The sequence below is a fragment of the Erwinia wuhanensis genome, from assembly GCF_030484085.1.
Lineage (GTDB): Bacteria > Pseudomonadota > Gammaproteobacteria > Enterobacterales > Enterobacteriaceae > Erwinia > Erwinia aeris.
Genome location: NZ_JAUJUH010000001.1, coordinates 124,758 through 141,988, shown reverse-complemented (window position 1 = coordinate 141,988; position 17,231 = coordinate 124,758). Strand labels below are relative to the sequence as shown.

The 17,231-nt window shown below is 54.3% G+C and carries 21 protein-coding genes and 1 pseudogene; 9 read left to right on the top strand and 13 right to left on the bottom strand.

Annotation, left to right across the window (positions count from 1 at the left end; translation table 11 throughout):
- Positions 1-65 precede the first annotated feature (65 nt).
- Positions 66-1,502 (top strand): 16S rRNA (cytosine(1407)-C(5))-methyltransferase RsmF, encoded by a 1,437-nt coding sequence (rsmF, locus tag QZH36_RS00650; protein WP_301729452.1) that lies wholly within the window; start codon positions 66-68, stop codon positions 1,500-1,502.
- A 3-nt stretch (positions 1,503-1,505) separates the two neighbouring features.
- Here rsmF and QZH36_RS00645 read toward each other — a convergent pair whose 3' ends face one another.
- The 4 genes from QZH36_RS00645 to QZH36_RS00630 all read right to left on the bottom strand — a co-directional run bounded on the left by QZH36_RS00645 (position 1,506) and on the right by QZH36_RS00630 (position 3,453).
- Positions 1,506-2,153: a metallophosphoesterase gene (locus QZH36_RS00645; RefSeq protein WP_253460810.1), complete on the bottom strand. Its 648-nt coding sequence runs from the start codon at positions 2,151-2,153 to the stop codon at positions 1,506-1,508.
- A gap of 203 nt (positions 2,154-2,356) precedes the next feature.
- A complete protein-coding gene (yjbD, locus tag QZH36_RS00640; RefSeq protein ID WP_125287823.1) occupies positions 2,357-2,656 on the bottom strand; it encodes a DUF3811 domain-containing protein in 300 nt (99 codons plus the stop codon).
- 278 nt (positions 2,657-2,934) lie between these two features.
- Positions 2,935-3,132: a hypothetical protein gene (locus QZH36_RS00635; protein ID WP_253460807.1), complete on the bottom strand. Its 198-nt coding sequence runs from the start codon at positions 3,130-3,132 to the stop codon at positions 2,935-2,937.
- A 120-nt stretch (positions 3,133-3,252) separates the two neighbouring features.
- Positions 3,253-3,453, bottom strand: a complete 201-nt coding sequence (locus QZH36_RS00630; RefSeq protein WP_253460804.1) for a hypothetical protein — start codon at positions 3,451-3,453, stop codon at positions 3,253-3,255.
- Between the two features lie 174 nt (positions 3,454-3,627).
- Between QZH36_RS00630 and QZH36_RS00625 the strand changes: the two genes are divergently transcribed.
- Entirely contained in the window at positions 3,628-3,798 is a 171-nt protein-coding gene (locus QZH36_RS00625) for a hypothetical protein (RefSeq protein ID WP_253460801.1), read from the top strand.
- 278 nt (positions 3,799-4,076) lie between these two features.
- On the opposite strand, the gene QZH36_RS00620 is transcribed toward QZH36_RS00625, so the two are convergent.
- Complete coding sequence (locus QZH36_RS00620) at positions 4,077-4,538, bottom strand: OB-fold protein (protein WP_253460798.1); 462 nt, start codon at positions 4,536-4,538, stop codon at positions 4,077-4,079.
- Between the two features lie 261 nt (positions 4,539-4,799).
- Here QZH36_RS00620 and QZH36_RS00615 point away from each other — a divergent pair, with 261 nt between their 5' ends.
- Positions 4,800-5,051, top strand: a complete 252-nt coding sequence (locus QZH36_RS00615; protein ID WP_253460795.1) for a hypothetical protein — start codon at positions 4,800-4,802, stop codon at positions 5,049-5,051.
- A 355-nt stretch (positions 5,052-5,406) separates the two neighbouring features.
- Here QZH36_RS00615 and QZH36_RS00610 read toward each other — a convergent pair whose 3' ends face one another.
- Entirely contained in the window at positions 5,407-5,826 is a 420-nt protein-coding gene (locus QZH36_RS00610) for a PH domain-containing protein (RefSeq protein WP_253460792.1), read from the bottom strand.
- Between the two features lie 582 nt (positions 5,827-6,408).
- Between QZH36_RS00610 and QZH36_RS00605 the strand changes: the two are divergent.
- A pseudogene (locus tag QZH36_RS00605) lies at positions 6,409-6,623 on the top strand (site-specific integrase); the annotation flags it as partial.
- Between the two features lie 347 nt (positions 6,624-6,970).
- On the opposite strand, the gene QZH36_RS00600 reads toward QZH36_RS00605, so the two are convergent.
- The 3 genes from QZH36_RS00600 to yobA are packed head-to-tail and all read right to left on the bottom strand — an operon-like array spanning position 6,971 to position 8,610.
- A complete protein-coding gene (locus QZH36_RS00600) occupies positions 6,971-7,309 on the bottom strand; it encodes a YebY family protein (protein WP_125287886.1) in 339 nt (112 codons plus the stop codon).
- A 49-nt stretch (positions 7,310-7,358) separates the two neighbouring features.
- Positions 7,359-8,237 (bottom strand): copper homeostasis membrane protein CopD, encoded by an 879-nt coding sequence (gene copD, locus QZH36_RS00595; protein ID WP_301729451.1) that lies wholly within the window; start codon positions 8,235-8,237, stop codon positions 7,359-7,361.
- 1 nt (position 8,238) lies between these two features.
- A complete protein-coding gene (yobA, locus tag QZH36_RS00590) occupies positions 8,239-8,610 on the bottom strand; it encodes a CopC domain-containing protein YobA (protein ID WP_370734224.1) in 372 nt (123 codons plus the stop codon).
- 149 nt (positions 8,611-8,759) lie between these two features.
- Between yobA and QZH36_RS00585 the strand changes: the two genes are divergently transcribed.
- From QZH36_RS00585 to exoX, 3 genes are all read left to right on the top strand, one after another.
- Entirely contained in the window at positions 8,760-8,990 is a 231-nt protein-coding gene (locus QZH36_RS00585; protein WP_125287889.1) for a DNA polymerase III subunit theta, read from the top strand.
- 74 nt (positions 8,991-9,064) lie between these two features.
- Positions 9,065-9,823, top strand: coding sequence for a carbon-nitrogen hydrolase family protein (locus QZH36_RS00580; protein WP_253460783.1), 759 nt, complete (start codon positions 9,065-9,067; stop codon positions 9,821-9,823).
- Between the two features lie 12 nt (positions 9,824-9,835).
- Positions 9,836-10,498: an exodeoxyribonuclease X gene (gene exoX / locus QZH36_RS00575; RefSeq protein WP_301729450.1), complete on the top strand. Its 663-nt coding sequence runs from the start codon at positions 9,836-9,838 to the stop codon at positions 10,496-10,498.
- Here exoX and QZH36_RS00570 read toward each other — a convergent pair.
- Both QZH36_RS00570 and QZH36_RS00565 read right to left on the bottom strand, forming a co-directional pair.
- Positions 10,495-12,558: a prolyl oligopeptidase family serine peptidase gene (locus tag QZH36_RS00570; RefSeq protein ID WP_301252254.1), complete on the bottom strand. Its 2,064-nt coding sequence runs from the start codon at positions 12,556-12,558 to the stop codon at positions 10,495-10,497. The genes exoX and QZH36_RS00570 overlap by 4 nt on opposite strands.
- A gap of 138 nt (positions 12,559-12,696) precedes the next feature.
- Positions 12,697-13,341 (bottom strand): tellurite resistance TerB family protein, encoded by a 645-nt coding sequence (locus QZH36_RS00565; protein ID WP_301729449.1) that lies wholly within the window; start codon positions 13,339-13,341, stop codon positions 12,697-12,699.
- A 208-nt stretch (positions 13,342-13,549) separates the two neighbouring features.
- Here QZH36_RS00565 and QZH36_RS00560 point away from each other — a divergent pair, with 208 nt between their 5' ends.
- Positions 13,550-14,380, top strand: a complete 831-nt coding sequence (locus QZH36_RS00560; protein WP_301729448.1) for a sugar phosphate isomerase/epimerase family protein — start codon at positions 13,550-13,552, stop codon at positions 14,378-14,380.
- Between the two features lie 153 nt (positions 14,381-14,533).
- Here the strand turns inward: QZH36_RS00560 and QZH36_RS00555 are convergent, their stop codons facing one another.
- On the bottom strand, positions 14,534-14,896 hold the full coding sequence (locus QZH36_RS00555) for a YebG family protein (protein ID WP_301252185.1): 363 nt from the start codon (positions 14,894-14,896) through the stop codon (positions 14,534-14,536).
- A gap of 138 nt (positions 14,897-15,034) precedes the next feature.
- Between QZH36_RS00555 and purT the strand changes: the two genes are divergently transcribed.
- The gene (gene purT / locus QZH36_RS00550) at positions 15,035-16,213 is read left to right on the top strand and encodes a formate-dependent phosphoribosylglycinamide formyltransferase (protein ID WP_301729447.1); all 1,179 of its coding nucleotides are present in this window, start codon (positions 15,035-15,037) and stop codon (positions 16,211-16,213) included.
- A gap of 233 nt (positions 16,214-16,446) precedes the next feature.
- Here the strand turns inward: purT and QZH36_RS00545 are convergent, their stop codons facing one another.
- Entirely contained in the window at positions 16,447-17,085 is a 639-nt protein-coding gene (locus QZH36_RS00545; RefSeq protein ID WP_253460768.1) for a bifunctional 4-hydroxy-2-oxoglutarate aldolase/2-dehydro-3-deoxy-phosphogluconate aldolase, read from the bottom strand.
- Positions 17,086-17,231 lie beyond the last annotated feature (146 nt).

Here is a 17,231-nt window from a genome sequence, read left to right as displayed (position 1 = left end):
CCGTTTTTTTTGCCGCCGCAGAGTGTGATAAACTCGCCCCACTTTATTGCCAGCGGAATCTTTCAGTGTCTTCTTCTTCACGCGTGTACTTCCCGGATCTTTTCTTAAATCAGATGCGCGAGCTGCTGCCCGACAGCGCCGAGTTCGAGCAGTTTATTGCCTTCAGCCAGCAGCCGCTGCGCCGCAGCCTGCGCGTTAATACCTTGAAAATCAGCGTTGAGGCGTTTCTGGCGCTGGTCGAGCCTTATCAATGGGCGCTGACGCCCGTCCCCTGGTGTAAGGAAGGGTTCTGGATCAGCCGTGACGATGCCGACACGCTGCCTTTAGGCAGTACGGCGGAACATCTGGCGGGGCTGTTTTATATTCAGGAAGCCAGTTCCATGCTGCCGGTAACCGCGCTGTTTGCCGGTTCGCCCGCGCCGGAACGCGTAATGGACATGGCCGCCGCGCCGGGATCTAAAACCACCCAGATTGCCGCCTCGATGAGCAACAAGGGCGCGCTTCTCGCCAACGAATACTCCGCCAGCCGGGTCAAGGTGCTGCACGCCAACATCAGCCGCTGCGGCGTCAGCAATACGGCGATCGCCCATTTCGACGGCCGCGTCTTCGGGCCGGCGCTGCCGGAAACCTTCGACGCCATTTTGCTGGATGCGCCCTGCTCTGGCGAAGGCGTAATCCGTAAGGACGCCGACGCGCTGCGCAACTGGTCGCTGGAAAGCACCGAGGCGATTGCCGCCACTCAGCACGATTTAATCGATAGCGCCTTTCATGCCCTTAAACCCGGCGGGACGCTGGTCTATTCCACCTGCACCCTGAACCGCAGCGAAAATCAGCAGGTCATCGCCTGGCTGCTGGCGCGCTATCCGGACGCCGTTGCCATCGAACCTTTAGACGACCTGTTTGCCGGCGCCGAACGGGCCAGCACCCCGGAAGGCTTTTTGCACGTTTTCCCACATATCTTTGACAGTGAAGGCTTTTTTGTCGCGCGACTGCGCAAAACAGCGGGCGTGCCGCCCATGCCCGCGCCAAATTATAAACTGGGTAAGCTGCCTTTTACGCCGGTAAAACGTAAAGATGAGCAGGAAATTACGGCCGCTGCCGCTAAATCAGGGCTGGCGTGGGACAGCGCTGCCCATGCGCTTTGGCAGCGTGATAAGGAGCTCTGGCTGTTTCCGCGCGCCGTGGAGCCGCTGCTGGGCCGGGTTCGCTTTTCGCGTATCGGCCTGAAGCTGGCTGAAACCTTTGCCAAAGGCTATCGCTGGCAGCACGAAGCGGTTATCGCTCTGGCGCAGCCGCAGGCGTCAAATCGTTTTGAGCTGACGCTGGCGGAAGCCGAAGAGTGGTATCGCGGACGGGACATTTATCCTGAGCGTGCGCTGCCCGCCGACGAAGTGATTGTCACCTGTCAACAGCAGCCGATTGGCCTGGCAAAGAAAGTATCGAGCCGGATTAAAAACAGCTACCCGCGGGAGCTGGTGCGGGACGGCAAGCTGTTCTCCTGAGCATTACTGTACCTGCACCATTGTGAGCCGGTTGCCGAATACGGCGCCGGTATCGATAAAGTGCAAATTCGCCGCACTCAGCGGCTTGCTTAGCGGCGTGTGGCCAAAATAGAAAGCGTCCGCGCCGCTGATGGCCTTGCCCTTTCCTTGCTGTACCTGTTCAACGCGGCTGCGGCTCCAGACGACCTTAAAAGGATCGACTGCTGCCTCCCACGCATAGCGTTCGGCCGGATAGTCGGCATGAGCGACCACCACCACGCTATTTTCCAGTTCCAGATGAATAATTAAGGGCATCAGGCGACAACGGCTGAGCGCATGTTTCGCCTCAATCATTTTCATGCCTTCCAGCTTATAGAACCAGTCGCCGCCGTTGCCGATCCACTGCTGATGATCGCCCCGCGTCAGCGCCCCGATAGCCATCTCTTCATGATTGCCGCGCACGCTGCGAAACCAGGGCTTATTCAACAGCGCCACGCAGCCAGGGCTGTCCGGGCCACGATCGATCAAATCGCCTACGGCTATCAGCAGATCCTGCCCGGCATCGAATCGCTGAGCCTCTAACTCTTCGTGCAGCATGGCGAGACAGCCATGAATATCACCCACAATATAGATATGCCGCCACGCCGTGCCGTTAAGGTATTGATACACCATAGTTGCATCCTGAAGGAAAAATGACTGGAATGTTTACGGAATGTTCAGTTAACAGGCTCTAAAGTATAGTCTGTTAACTTATCAGGGAGCGGCAATAACATGGAAACAGATCAACAGTTCAGTCTGATGCTGGCACTGGTTATCATCGGCGGCGCCTTGCTGCTGGAAGTCTTATTCAGGGCGCTGCATTTAGTGTTTATCGGCTAGCTGCCTTTTAGCGCCCGTGGATTTTTGCGCAGGGAGGCAGACCAGTTAAACTCTTTGACTTCGCTTTCTTTGGCGGCGGCGGGCTTGCGAGGTTTTTTAGCCACGACGGCTTTGCTGGTCTCTTTGATGACGCGATCCTTCATTACCAGCCGTTTGGCCTCTTTCAGGATCTCTTTTTCTTCTTTTTGCGAAGGAACATGGCCTTTTTTCAGCGTGAGGGCTTTCACTTTAGCGTCAATCAGCTCTTTTTCGCTGTCGGTAAACTGATCGATCGAAATCTCTTTGCTACTTTTCATCAGGCTTGCTCCTGCCAGTACGCCAGACGCGTAAATCGCGTGGCGTGGAAACGGCAGCGTAGAGCTTTCATCTCTGATAAACAAGCCTGAAAGGTAAAGTATCGTGCTGAAAAGCACTTTACCCGGCACCAGAAGAATAAACGTTCGGCGTTTATTCACCCTTACCCAGGGCTGTGTACCTTTTTTCATATTAACGCGCTAGCGGGCCCGGAGTCAGTACCGATCCTATACCAGCCAGAATCGTTACCAGACGGCAGATTTATTTGCTTAAGCGCGCGTCAGCCGTTAAACCACTGCCAAAAACGTACAGCATCCTGCCACAGCGCGACTATACCCCGAATAATAAAAATCCAGGTAAGCAGCAGAAAAGGATGGAAGATGAGATCGTGGGCCGGCAGGCAAGTATGCGACAGAAAAAAGAAAATGGTTATCAGGCTGCCGTAGTAACAGACCCGATATTTGCGGCTATGTTTCATTGCACTCTCCTTTGCAAGGTGCTTTTCCTTTTTTCAGAAGCTAAAGAATAGCGCTGTCCACAACCCTAAAGCAATCGTATAACCTGCGGGCATCAGGCCCGCAGCGGGCCTGAGTAAACCTTATTTTTCCTGATAAGGATCTTTTTTATCTGCCTGGCTATCATCGCGAGTCCGCGGCACTTCACCGTGTTCATCAGGCGCATCCTTGGCCGGATAATCGTCTTCCTCGTAAGCATTACCAGCCGAAGGCGCGGCTTCCGGCAGACCTTTATGCACGTCGCCTTCATCTTTACGTTCTTTATTCGTTTCATGTTTAAACATAACTGCCTCCTTTAGTTTGCAGTTAGTTAAGTGTAGTAGAGGATTTTTCTGTCACCGTCCGATAAAGAAGCAGGAAAATTTTTCCGCTCTGTTTTTGTCAGGCCGCTGCTGGCAATCAACAAACGCCAGGCTACGCTTAAGGCTCTGAATCTTTTTCAACCCACGGAAAATATTATGAAAAATTGCACTAAAGGTCTTATCGCTCTGCTGGCCGTTTTATCCCTGGCGGGTTGTATGAATCGCAGCAGCGCGGTAGGTAACGACGGCCGTCCTCATGCACCAAGCGCGCAGTCCGTGCCGGGCGGTACGCTGGGCGCAGGCCCGGTAGGTCAGCCGCAGTCGTAATCAAGGCCGTTACGCTTTTCGATACCGGCTTCCCGCCGGTATTATTTTGCAGCAGCGTCTCTCCTTTCCCTGTTTGATGAGTTAAAATAGGCCGATAATCCAGACCGCTTAATACGGGATGCGGCCCTTATTTCCGGGATAGTTTGACCCTGTTAAATTGATAGCTTACTTTGCGCCTGCTGCGGCAAAAATAAGCCCCGGCTCGGTGGCCAGGGCGTTCACGCTATTTTAAGCCAGCCGGAAGCCGGGCTGTGTTTCAGAAATAGTCCGTGCGCACGTTAATTAAATACGCAGCGACGGCCAGAAGGCGTGCCGATAACGCGTGACATGCGCTGACAAACCACCTCAACCTGACTGCCCTTCTTGAGCGTTAAAGCCGTGTTTTTCTCAGAATCCTGCATCTCCATACTGGCGGCCATAAACTGATTCGGGGTTTTCAGTCTGATAATAATGGCATTGGTAAAATCTTTATCGATAGACTGTACCGTGCCCGTTACGGCAATAAGTTTCCCTTTCATCGCCTCATCTGTGGCAACTTCGTTTGCTTCATAATCTTTAAAAAGTTTAGTGGCGGAAACATGGTAAACCTCTTTTTGCGGTGAAGAGGATGCTGTCGCGCTACCCTGCTGCGCCTGGCCGGTATTTGCCGCGTTTTTACTCTGCTCGCTGGGGCCGGTAAGCGCGCGAATCACAATTAGCGCAACAATAACGAAGAACACCCATTTTACTACTTTTTTCATTTTTTATTCCTTGTTAAAAAACACCATGTGTTTAAAAAACAGACCAGCCGTCACTCATATTGGCAGGCTGAAACTACAATAGTCAGAGGCTCTTATCGGCAACAGAATTGAAAAAATTAGGTTAAGTAGCAAAAAAAATGCGTATGGCGATTGCACTAACGGATGGTGCCAGTACCGCAAACGATTAATTTGTACTCGTAGACGCTTTGTTTAAATTATCAGCATTACTATGGAAACTGGCATTATTAAAAGGAACTTAAAATGTTAATGAAATATATTGCGCTGGTGAGCCTTTCCCTTACCCTTGCGGCATGCTCAAACCCACAGCCTCAGGACAAGACGCCTTCCCTGAAAATTTGCAAAGGGTTTGGCTGTGATAGCCTTCCGGGTAAACCCCCCAGCAGGGCCGATACACATAAGCCAACAAAAGATGAAAAAATTCGGGCAAGACGAGGAGAATCACCTGATTTTGGTTCGGAGGAGTTAAACGTAGGGGGCCGTTTTCCCTGGTAATAATTGTACGGAAGACCCACTTTTCTGCTTAACGCGATGTCCTTTTTACCCGCTGGGTTATCCCGAAAGTACATCATAAATACTTTCTCAGGCAGCCGACGCATAAAGCAAGCCCGGCAGATAGCTGAGGCTTGCTTCTGCCAGGCAACTAACTGCATTTTTCCTGACGCTGCCGCGAGGGATGGATGAGCTGTCCGCTGCCATTACGCCAGTCGGCAAAAAAAGCTTTCTGGCATTATTCAATATGGTAGCCGAATATACAGCTACCACTATGCATTAAACAATGCAGCATTACAGTCTTCAGCCGATAAAAAACCCAGCGCTTCGGCTGGGTTAGACTGTACGTGCTGCGCGATTACTTCACGTCATTCTCTTCCTGTAGCTCAAAAAAACGGCGCCTGAACGCCATAGGATCCTTTATATATTTTATAGGGGCACGGGATGCACCTACATCGCAAATAATTAAAGAACCATAGCCGAGAATACGGCCTGCGATACTTTGTTTTATTTGCAGACTGGAAACCTTATTCAACCCTATCTCGATTGTATCTCGCTTGATAATACCAGTTTTAGCAATTACGCGCCTGTCCGTTATCCCGGCTTCGTTAGAACGTATTACAAAATAGCCAAAAGGTATCAACAACAATCCTAAACCTGCCGTAATAGCGCCTAAAAGGACACCCCAAATCACCCAGGGCAGTAAGGCCCATAATGTTACCTCACCGCGATAAAGCAGCGTTTCGTTTTTGATAAGATTAGCATCGATGTAAGCCATGGCTTTATAAGTCCCTTATGAGTCATTGCAGAATAGCATCCTATCACCCCCGCTATAAACTGGATAATTTATTTCTTTTTTTCCTTTAAAAAATAATTAAGTTATACATTTAAAAAACAGTCAGGCAACCTTAATTCAACGTAATTCTGGCACGCGAGAGTGGCCGGGCTGAATCACGTTGCCGTACTACGCTCAAATTAAGGCATTACTGACCGCGTGCATGAAGTACGTGCAGACCGTTGATACCGGCACGCCGAATATTGTCTGGCCGGGAAAGCCAGCATGATACCAATCCCCGCCCGGCGGGGATTATCTGATAAACATACCTGATGCCGGGATGTTTAATTCTGCCACGCAATCATTTCATCCAGCCGTTTCAGTATCTCAGGAAAATAACTTTCGTTGATACTGAAATCTCCTTTAATCCGGACACTGTCAGCATGTGCTTCTGGTCTAAGAACATACTCAATAATCACACTATCAACATCATTCAGTTTCCTGAGCACCAGATCTAATTGATGGCGTTCACTACGGAATTCAAAAGGCTTTATATCACTTTGCGCGATTAATGCTTCGTAATAGTTACCAGAAGGCCAAATGAGCCACGGCGTGCGTCACGGCTTTGCCAGCCACTTTATGATGGCCGGAGGTAATATCGTGGTATTGCTACGCATCTCAGGCCATTCCGATATCGGCGTGACCATGCGTCATGCGCACCTGACCATTTGGAAGAGGCCATAACCAATATTCCACTGGCAAGAATGGCGCTAAAAAGTGACTACAAAGTGGCTTCATAGGTTCTTACAGGGGGTAATAGGGTACAACTGGGCGAGGATTAAATGATTGATTTAGCTGTAAGTTACTGTTTCAAAATCCTAAACAAAAAAAGACCAAAGACGATTCCTGTCTTTGGTCCAGGGGAATGGCTCTGGTAGGAGCCGTGCGCTAAAAGTTGGCATTTATGCAGGCTATGACGCCTTGCTCTTTATAAGGTAGTTCAGGCGCGGAGATTTTCCAGCTGTAGGGTTCAGGGCCAGCTAAAATATGACAGCTCTGTGATCGTAACGGCAGAAACAGTGACAAGATGGCAGGAGTGGACAATTACTGCTACCGCGCTGGCCGGGAAGCCAGCGCGGCAAAACGTTTAATCACACAGCTTTTGCGCACGCTCAATAATTGGCGTCAGGCTCTTTTTCTGGCCCGGCTGCGCAGGGTCATCAATCTGAATAACGTCGATCGGCTGGCCTTTCACCTGCCCGCTTTTCAGCTGCTGCTTTGCGATATCGTTCAGCGGATACTGCATCAGCGTGCTGGGATTAATTGCGTACAGCGCGCCGTCTTTGGTACAGGTCAGCATCACCTCTTCGCGGTTAAAGGCCCATTTGTCCTTGCCCACTTCAAAGCGGCTGACGGTAATCACCTCTGACGCCATCGCGCTGGAACAAAAACTTAAAGCTAGCATCAGGCCGACTAATTTTTTCATGATGTTGCACTACCTCTTGTAGAAACGCCCAACAGCAGGCGGTAAAAATTCAGGCTGGCTCCAGAGTAGCAAAGACGCTCACCAGCGCTATTACCAGCGCGGCAAGCAGCAGCTCGGCCAGCGTGGTCAGGATAAAAAGGTGCCGGGCGCGCTCCCCGTCGGGCTGAAAGCGCGGCACCAGCCAGTAACGATTAAACAGCGCGACGCCGCACATCACCGCTACCAATAGCGCCTTCAGCATTAACAGCTGGCTGTAGCGTCCAAATGCCGGCGGCCAGCCAGGCAGCAGGATAAAAGCGTCAATCGTGCCGCTGATAATAACCAATGCCACAGCCAGATGACCGTAACGGGAAAAGCGCATCAGCGTACGGATAGCGTCATAGCCCGCCGGGAAACGCGCCATATCGCGCATCAAAATCACTACCGGGAGCAGGCCGCCCGCCCAGAAGGCAGCCGACAGCAGATGTACGCTATGATTCAGACGCTGTAGCCAACCGGCCGTGCCATCCAGCATGGTCGCATGGCCCACAAAGGCCAGCCCAACCAGCTGCCCCGCCCCACTCAGTAATAACAGCCACTGCCGCAGCTGTCCCCTGGCTGATAAGGCGACGACGCCCAACAGCGCGGCGAGCAGCTGCCATTGCCAGGCCTGCCCGAAACGCGTTTGCAGCACCGCCTGCCATATGGCGCTATCGCCAATATCGTGCCAGCCGTCGGCCATCAGACCGGTTTGCGCCACCAGCAGCATTATCGCCGTTGCCAGCGCAAGCAGCGAAGCCGCCACCAGCAGCCGGTGAAGACGCCGTGCCAGATGCGGCCGGAAACGCGCGGGCGCCAACAGCGTGGTGTAGATTGCGCCGCCCGTCAGCGTCATCAACGCGGCAAAATGCAGCCAGCGAGAAAGCAGATAAAACAGGCTGAGGGACATATTACTGCACGCTAAAGGTGTAGGTTCCTTTAGTTTTATGACCATCAACCGACAGCACATGCCAGTTGACCTGATACTGTCCGCTGCTCAGCGGCTTCGCCAGCGGCACGATTAGCTGATTATGCTGCTTTGGCGCACGCTCGGCTTCGGAGAGCGGCATGGCCTGCTGCTGACCGTTCGTGACCTCAACGCCGCTGAAAGCCGGTTCGATATCTTCCGAAAACGTCAGCGTCAGCGCCTGCGGCGAAGCTTCCACATTGGCATTCGCTGCCGGGTACTGGCTTTTAAGGTGGGCGTGAGCAGAAACCTGCTGTGAAAAAGCGGCGGCACTCAGCGCCAGCGCGAAAATCATTGACCTACGCATTGAATCCATCCCGTTTGGTGCAGCCCGGGGCTGCGACAAGGCCGAAAGAATACTCCGCTACCAATAAAGTGTCGAGTCGTTAAGGGCTTTACCCCGCCGTCAGGCTTGCGAAACGCGGCCGTCTGCTTTATTTTTGCCGCGAGTCAATGGAGGCCATCATGAACTACAATCTGGCGGTGCTGCCGCAGGAAGAAAAAGACAAAATCAATGTTGATATAGCTGCCGCAGGCGTGGCGTTTAAAGAGCGCTACAATATGCCGGTCGTGGCGGAGATGGTGGAGCGCGAGCAGCCGGAGGCCCTGCGCGACTGGTTTCGTCAGCGGCTGACGCATTATCGACAGGCGTCGCTCAGCCTTTCCCGCCTGCCGTATGAGCCGAAGCAAAAATAGTTACGCGAATAACTTGTGTTTCCTGGTCGCTTCGGTTGAGATAACGTCTCAAAAACCGTATCGCGAGTATATTTATGTCCGTCTGGAGCATCGCCGCCGCGCAATCAGGGTCTCGTCCCGGAGAAATCGAGTGGAATATAGAACGCCATCTGGCTTTTGTTCGTCAGGCCGCTGAACATCAGGTTGATTTACTGCTGTTCCCGGAGCTTTCCATCACCGGCTATGAGCTTGCGCTTGCCAGCCAGCTGGCGATGTCGATAGACGATGTGCGCCTTAACGCTTTTGCCGAAGCGGCGACAGAATACCGTATGAGTATTGTTACCGGCGTTCCTTTGCAGGATGGCGATAAAATACGCCTTTGCGCGCTGGCTTTTTTGCCTGACGGCACGCGCCTGGCCTATTTTAAACGCAATCTGGTAGAGGCGGAAAAACCCTTCTTCCATCCCGGACAAAGCGTTCCCGTGTTTGGCTACCAACATCATCATGTGGCGATGGCGGTCTGCGCCGATATCAGCGTGGAAGACTACGCTCGCGATGCCGCGCATCGTGGCGCTAATCTTTATGCCACCAGCGTGCTCCTTTCTGAAAAAGGTTATCACAAGGATTGCGAATATCTGGCGCGCTGGTCGCGTAAGTTCAATATTGCCGTGCTGATGGCTAACCACGCTCTGCCCACGGGCGGTTTTGACAGCGCGGGGAAAAGCGCCGTCTGGGATGAAAATGGCCGGCAGGTTATCGCTGGCGGTCGTGGCGAGCAGCTGGTTATCGCCCGACGTCAGGACAGTAAATGGCAGGGCGAAGTACACGATTTACGCACGGCTACCGCCCTCTGAAAGAGAGAAATTATGTTACGCGTAATAGATACCGAAACCTGTGGCTTGCAGGGCGGCGTAGTGGAAGTCGCCTCCGTTGACGTTATCGACGGCAGGATCGTGAACCCTATGAGCGATCTGATTAGTCCGGATCGGCCCATCAGCCGTCAGGCTATGGCCATCCACCGCATCACTGAAACGATGGTGCTGGGCAAGCCCACCATTGAAGAAGCGATTGGCCGCTACCACGGCAGCCCTTACTACGTCGCTCACAATGCCAGCTTTGACCGTCGGATGCTGCCGGAAATGCCGGGCGAATGGATTTGTACTATGACGCTGGCGAGAGGCCTGTGGCCCGGAAAAAAATACGGCAACCAGGCGCTGCGTGAAGCTTTACAGCTGAACGTGACGCCGCCAGCGGATCTCCACGCTCACCGGGCACTGTACGACTGCTACGTTACGGCGGCTTTGCTGATCCGTATTATGGAATTTTCCGGCTGGGATGCGCCAGAAATGGTGCGCCGGATGCAGGTTCGCGGCTCCAGCGCCACTTTCCCGTTCGGCAAATATCGCGGTAGCCGTATTGATGATGTGGTGAAGCGCGATCCGGGATACCTGAAGTGGATGCTAAAAAATATCCCGGATCTGAAGCCCGATCTCAAAAGCGCGATGGAAAGGGCTCTGTCGGCGGATTAACGGGCGCTGGCGGCGCTTAGCGTCTCCTGCGCCAGGCCAATCAGGAAAGCGTATTCCAGCGCCACGCCCTCATAAGATTTAAAACGGCCTGATTTACCGCCGTGCCCCGCATCCATATCGGTACAAAGCAGCAGCAGATTATCGTCCGTTTTAAGCTCGCGCAGCTTCGCAACCCATTTGGCCGGTTCCCAATACTGAACCTGGGAATCATGCAGTCCGGTGGTCACCAACATATGCGGATAATGCTGCGCGGTGACGCAGTCATAAGGGCTGTACTGACGCATATAGCGATAGTAACGCTCGTCTGCCGGATTGCCCCACTCATCATATTCTCCCGTGGTCAGCGGGATAGATTCGTCCAGCATCGTGGTGACCACATCCACAAACGGCACCTGCGCCACCACGCCGTGAAAGCGCGTCGGCGCCATATTGATAACTGCGCCCATCAGCAGGCCGCCAGCGCTGCCGCCCATGGCATAGAGCTTTTCCGGGTTACCATAGCCTTTTTCCACCAGCGTATTGGTCACGTCGATAAAATCATGGAAGGTATTGAGCTTGTTCAGCAATTTGCCATCTTCGTACCACTGCTGGCCCAGCTCGCCGCCGCCGCGAATGTGCGCCAGCGCGAAGACGAAGCCGCGATCCAACAGGCTCAGGCGGCTGGAGCTGAAGTCCGCATCCATACAGCTGCCGTAAGAGCCATAGCCGTAAACCAGCATCGGGCTTTTACCAGGTCGATAGTGCTGTCGATGATAGACCAGCGAAACGGGCACTTCCACGCCGTCACGGGCCTTGATCCAGTGATGTTCGCTGCGGTAGTCGTTGGCGTCAAAACCCTTAACTTCCGTCTGCTTGAGGATTTTCCGCTCGCCGCTGTCCATATCCAGCTCGAACAGCGTATCCGGCGTGGTCATTGAGGAGTAGCCATAGCGCAGCTTGCTGGTATTCGCCGTGGGATTGACGGAAAGCCAGGTGACATAGGCCGGATCGTCAAAAGCGATACCGTAATCTTCTCCGCTCTGCCAGTTAATCTGCCGCAGGCTGGTCAGGCCGCGCTGACGCTCTTCCACCACCAGCCAGTCGCGAAACAGCGCAAAATCCTCCAGCATAACGTGATCGCGCGGCGCAATCAGCGTTTGCCATTTTTCCTCTTTCACATGATCGGTGAGATACAGGCCGAAATTTTTGCCTTCGCGGTTGGATCGCACGTAAAAATGGTGATCGTAATGATCCAGGCTGTATTCGTGATCCTTACGGCGAGGGCAGAATATTTGCGGCTGTGCATCGGCAAATTCGGCGTCCAGCAGCCGGATTTCGCTGGTAGTGGTGCTATTGAGCACAATCAGAATAAAGTGCTCGGACATCGTTTTATGCAGGCTGACGTAAAAAGTCTCATCCTGCTCTTCATAGACCAGTTCGTCATCCCGCTGTGGGGTGCCCAGCCGGTGACGCCATACCTGCCAGGGCAGCAGCGTCTGTTTATCCTTCAGCACATAGTAAAAAGTGCGGCTGTCGCTGGCCCAGACGAAGCTGGAAGAGACGTGATCCAACACCTCCGGATACCAGTTGCCGGTTTTAAGGTTGCGGAAGCGGATGCCGTACTGACGGCGTGACAGAAAATCCTCCGCCAACGCCATCACTTCATTGTTTGGGCTGATGCCGAGGCCGCCCAGCGTATAAAATTCGCTGTGGGCGGCGCGCTGGTTGCCGTCAACGAGCACCTCCCACTCTTCCGGCGTGGCGGTTTCTTCCGGCTGGCGGGTGTAGACGGCATATTCGTTGCCCTCATCATAGCGTCGCTGGTAGCGATAGCCGTTTTTGACGTAGGGAACGGAACTGTCGCGCTGCGGCACGCGATCGACCATCTCTTTCAGTAATTTTTCCTGCAGCGCCTGCTGCGTCTGCATTACGGCCTGCCCGTAGTCGTTTTCCGCATGCAGGTAGTCCAGCACGGCCGTATCTTCACGCTTGTCGTCACGCAGCCAATAGTAATTGTCTATGCGCGTCTCGCCGTGCGCGCTCATCTCGTAAGGTATTTTTTTAGCGACTGGTGGTTTTATCATTTGCTGCCCCGCTGAATCAGTTATACAGAGTAAGGGTGGCAGCTACGGCGGTGATTGCCAAGCGCAGCGCGTTGACAAGAGTTGATAAACAACGTTAAAAAAGCTTTCCGGGCCGGGTAAGGCGCCCGGAAAGAGTCAGGCGACCAGCTTTTGCTTCTCCTGCTGGATATCTTTCGCCATGCTCTCGCGGACGTCCTGCGGAATTTTCAGCTCGTCGCCCAGCGCCTGCAGATAGCTGCGCTCCATAAAGTGATCGACATCAATGACCAGATTACTGAGGAAGTAGAGTTCCAGCGCTTCCTCTTCGTTTTTCACATCCTGCGCCAGCATTTTAGGATCCAGCGGCATATCGATAGCGCGCTGCAACAGCTGCTCGCCTTCCGCGCCCAGCCCCGCCTGATGAATATGCTCATTGATGGCCTTACGTTCTTCGCCGTCAATATGCCCGTCGCTTTTTGCCGCAAACACCAGCGCCTGCACCAGCCGCTCCGCGCGTCTGCCCACTGCGGTGGCCTGCTGCCCAAACTGCGGCTCTTCACGATGCGTTTCGCTGACGCGCTGCTTGTACTTGTTCCAGAGCAGCGCGCCCGCCGCCGCGCTGCCGCCAATAATCAGCGCGTTTTTACCGTATTTGCTCAGCAGGTTACGGGAAGATTTATTGGCGATCAGCAGCCCGGCCAGGCCGCCTAAAGCGCCCGGCGCCAGCATTTTACTCAGGCCCTCGCCGCCGCCCTTGCCTTTCCCTAACACGGTTTGAATTTGTTGCAGCCAGTTAGTCATATGCTCTCCTTATTGTAAAAAAACCAGCATAGAGCGGCTAACGTCAGGAAGCGTCAAGTCAGGCAAAGCCTGGAAAACCTTTAGCGCGCTGATGAGGCTGGCGAATCGGCACAGGTCGCTATACTTGTCAGCAGGCGAGAGTCAAAAGGTCGGACCGTTTACCGGCTCTCTGTCCATTTTTTTGCTATTGAGCTTTAAGGGGAACAGGATGCGTTTTCAACATAATCCACTTTTTATTAATACGGTTTTACTGAGCGGCACAACGGAAGAGAAAATTATCGCCGCCGCTCAGGCTGGCTTCAGCCAGCTGGAATTGTGGCGGCAGGATGTGGACTCGGCTGAAGGTACGCCTCAGGCTGTAGCCAGCCTGCTTGAGGAACAGCGGCTTGCCCTGACGGATTACCAGGTGCTGCTGGATTTTGACGGCGCACCGGACGATCAGCGCGAGGAAAAACGCCGCGACGCGCTGAAAATGATGGAGACAGCGGCGGCGCTGGGCGCCACCACCCTGCTGACGCCAGCCTCTACACAAAAAGAGTGTATCGCCGGGCGTGAAGAAGAGGATATTCGCTGGCTGGCGCAGGAAGCGGGAAAGCGTGGGCTGCGGGTCGCCTTTGAGGCGATGGCATGGAGCACCCATATCAATACTACGGCCGCCGCCTGGCAGCTGGTACAGCGTATTAACGAGCCTAATCTGGGCCTGGTCGTGGATGCCTTCCATATTTTTGTACGCAACCGAACCGTGGCCGACTTAAACGGCATCCCGATGGACAAAATTTTCCTGGTACAGCTTTCCGATTTAGCCACGCTGCCTTCCGGCAGCGAACTGGTGGAAACGGCAAGGCACCATCGGCTGTTGCCGGGCCAGGGCAACTTCCCGCTCTATACGCTGCTGGACTATCTGGAAGCGGAAGGCTACAGCGGGCCGGTTGGGCTGGAAGTCTTTAATGATGAGATTAAACAGCGCTCGCCTTCCGATGCGGCGAAAGAAGCCATGCACGCGCTGAAACGCTGCTGTGCGCAGGCGACAATCGCCTGAACCTGAAAAGCTGTGGTCTGTAAACGCTAAACAGAAAGATAAAAAGCCTGTCCGAGGACAGGCTGCTACTGATAACGCCCTCTTATCAGGGCATCTGGTAGCGACAGGGCTGGTAAACAAGCCACAACGTCACACACTACAGACGAGACCGCCTCACGCTGCTTTAATGCGCCCCGCTTTGGGCTTCTTCTCTTCCGCATCGGCATCGGCATCGGCATCGGCATCGGCATCCTCAGCGGTTAACGCGGCGACTGACGCAACGGGACGGGAGGACTCCGCTTCCGGCATTTTGCTGGTACGCAGGATATGCTGCACGGCATCTTTGTTTTCCGACAGGAACATCCCCAACGCCTCGCGCTGATTTTCATCCATATCCAATGGCGCAGCGCTCAGCCAGTCGCAGAACACTTCGGCCATATCCAGCATTTTGTCATAAGCGTCGGCTTCTTTCTTACTGGCGAAAGTCATCTTTTCCTCACCTTTTCTGACGACAACATATTTGATTTCAACAGCCATAGTGCCCACCTCGTTTAACTGTATTTTTATACAGTATATCAGGCCGGGAATTTTTCTCAAGCCCGGAAATCGGATGAAGACGCAATCGTTTTCGTTTATACTGCGCCCGCATTTTTTCCTCTAATCAGGTAGAGATTTATGACAACTCTTGGTACTGCGCTGCGTCCTGCGGCAACGCGTGTAATGCTGCTTGGCTCTGGCGAGCTGGGTAAAGAAGTGGCGCTGGAATGTCAGCGTCTGGGCGTTGAAGTCATTGCGGTGGATCGCTATGCCGATGCACCGGCGATGCATGTCGCCCATCGCAGTCACGTAATCAATATGCTGGATGGCGAGGCGCTGAAAGCGCTGGTGGCGCAGGAGCGTCCGGACTATATCGTGCCGGAAATCGAAGCCATCGCTACCGATATGCTGATTGAGCTGGAAAAACAGGGGCAGCGCGTGGTGCCGACGGCTCGCGCCGCTCGTCTGACCATGAACCGCGAAGGTATCCGCCGCCTGGCTGCAGAAGAGCTGGCGCTGCCGACCTCTTCTTATCGCTTTGCCGACAACGTGGCGGACTTTAATCAGGCCGCGCAGGAAATTGGCTTTCCCTGCATCGTGAAGCCGGTCATGAGCTCTTCCGGCAAGGGGCAAAGTTTTATCCGCGAGGCCGCAGGGCTTGCTGCCGCATGGGAATATGCCCAACAGGGCGGACGCGCCGGTGCAGGCCGGGTGATAGTGGAAGGCGTAGTGAAGTTCGATTTTGAGATCACGCTGCTGACCGTCAGCGCTGCCGATGGGATCCACTTCTGTGCGCCGATTGGCCACCGCCAGGAAGATGGCGACTACCGCGAATCCTGGCAGCCGCAGCAGATGAGCGAGCTGGCTTTACAGCGCGCGCAGCAGATTGCCGAGAAAGTGGTTATCGCACTGGGCGGGCACGGGCTGTTTGGCGTGGAGCTGTTCGTTTGCGGGGATGAAGTGGTGTTTAGCGAGGTTTCCCCTCGCCCGCACGACACCGGCATGGTAACGCTGATTTCTCAGGATCTTTCGGAATTTGCGCTGCATGTCCGCGCTTTTCTTGGCCTGCCCGTTGGCGGCATCCGCCAGTATGGCCCGGCGGCCTCGGCGGTGATCCTGCCGGAACTGAGCAGCGATAACGTGCAGTTCGCCAATCTGGATACGGTACTTGGCGCGGGCTTGCAGCTTCGTCTGTTCGGCAAGCCGGAAGTTCAGGGCAAACGTCGCATGGGCGTTGCGCTGGCAACCGGTGACGATATTGATGAGGCCGTGCAGCGTGCTGTCGCCTGCGCCGCTGGCGTAAAAGTCAGCGGTTGACGCCGTGCGCGCTACTGCATAATTAGCGTAAAATCTGCGGCTGATGCTGCCCCGCTTCTGCGCTGCTGGCGTAAAAGTCAGCGGTTGACGCTGTGCGCGCTTCTGCATCGTTAGCGTAAAATCAGCGGCTGATGCGCTCCCGCCTCTGTAAAGCTGGCGGCCGGCGCTGTACCCGCCTCAGCAAAAAGGATGGCCGCCAGCCATCCTTTTTTAGTTTTACGCTCTGAACGGCATTAGCGCGCGCCTGCTACCGCCTCTTTAGCCAGCTGCGTAATGCGATCGTAATCCCCTGCTTCCAGCGCATCCGCCGGCACCAGCCACGAACCGCCGATGCACAGCACGCTTTTCAGCGCCAGATAGTCCCGGTAGTTGGCCGGAGAGATGCCGCCGGTCGGACAGAAGCGAACCTGTGGGAAAGGTCCGCTGATGGCCTGGAGCGCTTTCACGCCGCCGTTGGCTTCCGCCGGGAAAAATTTAAACTCGCGCAGGCCGTGATCCATGCCGGCCATCAGCTCAGATACGGTACTGATCCCCGGAATTAGCGGGATTGGCCCTTCCACGGCAGCCTGTAGCAGCGGCTCGGTGATGCCGGGACTGATAACAAATTTCGCGCCCGCCTGGGTCACTTCCCGCAGCTGCTGCACGTTCAGCACCGTGCCCGCGCCGACGATGGCTTCAGGCACTTCTGCGATCATCGCTTTTATCGCATCCATTGCGCAGGCCGTTCTCAAGGTTACCTCAAGCACTTTCACCCCGCCCGCGACCAGCGCTTTCGCCATCGGCACCGCATGTTCCAGCTTGTTGACTACGATGACCGGTACGACCGGCCCGGTGGTAAGAATTTTTTCAGCGCTTGTTTCCCAGTTACTCATCGTCCTGCTTCTCCTGTCAGGCCTGCCTGCTTCAATAAGGCGGGCAAAAACGACGCGCGCGGCGTCCGAAAAGTGATCGTCTGCTACCATACAGGATTATGAGCGGGTGCGTCCATGCGCCAAAGATATTTTTGAAACTGCGGTTC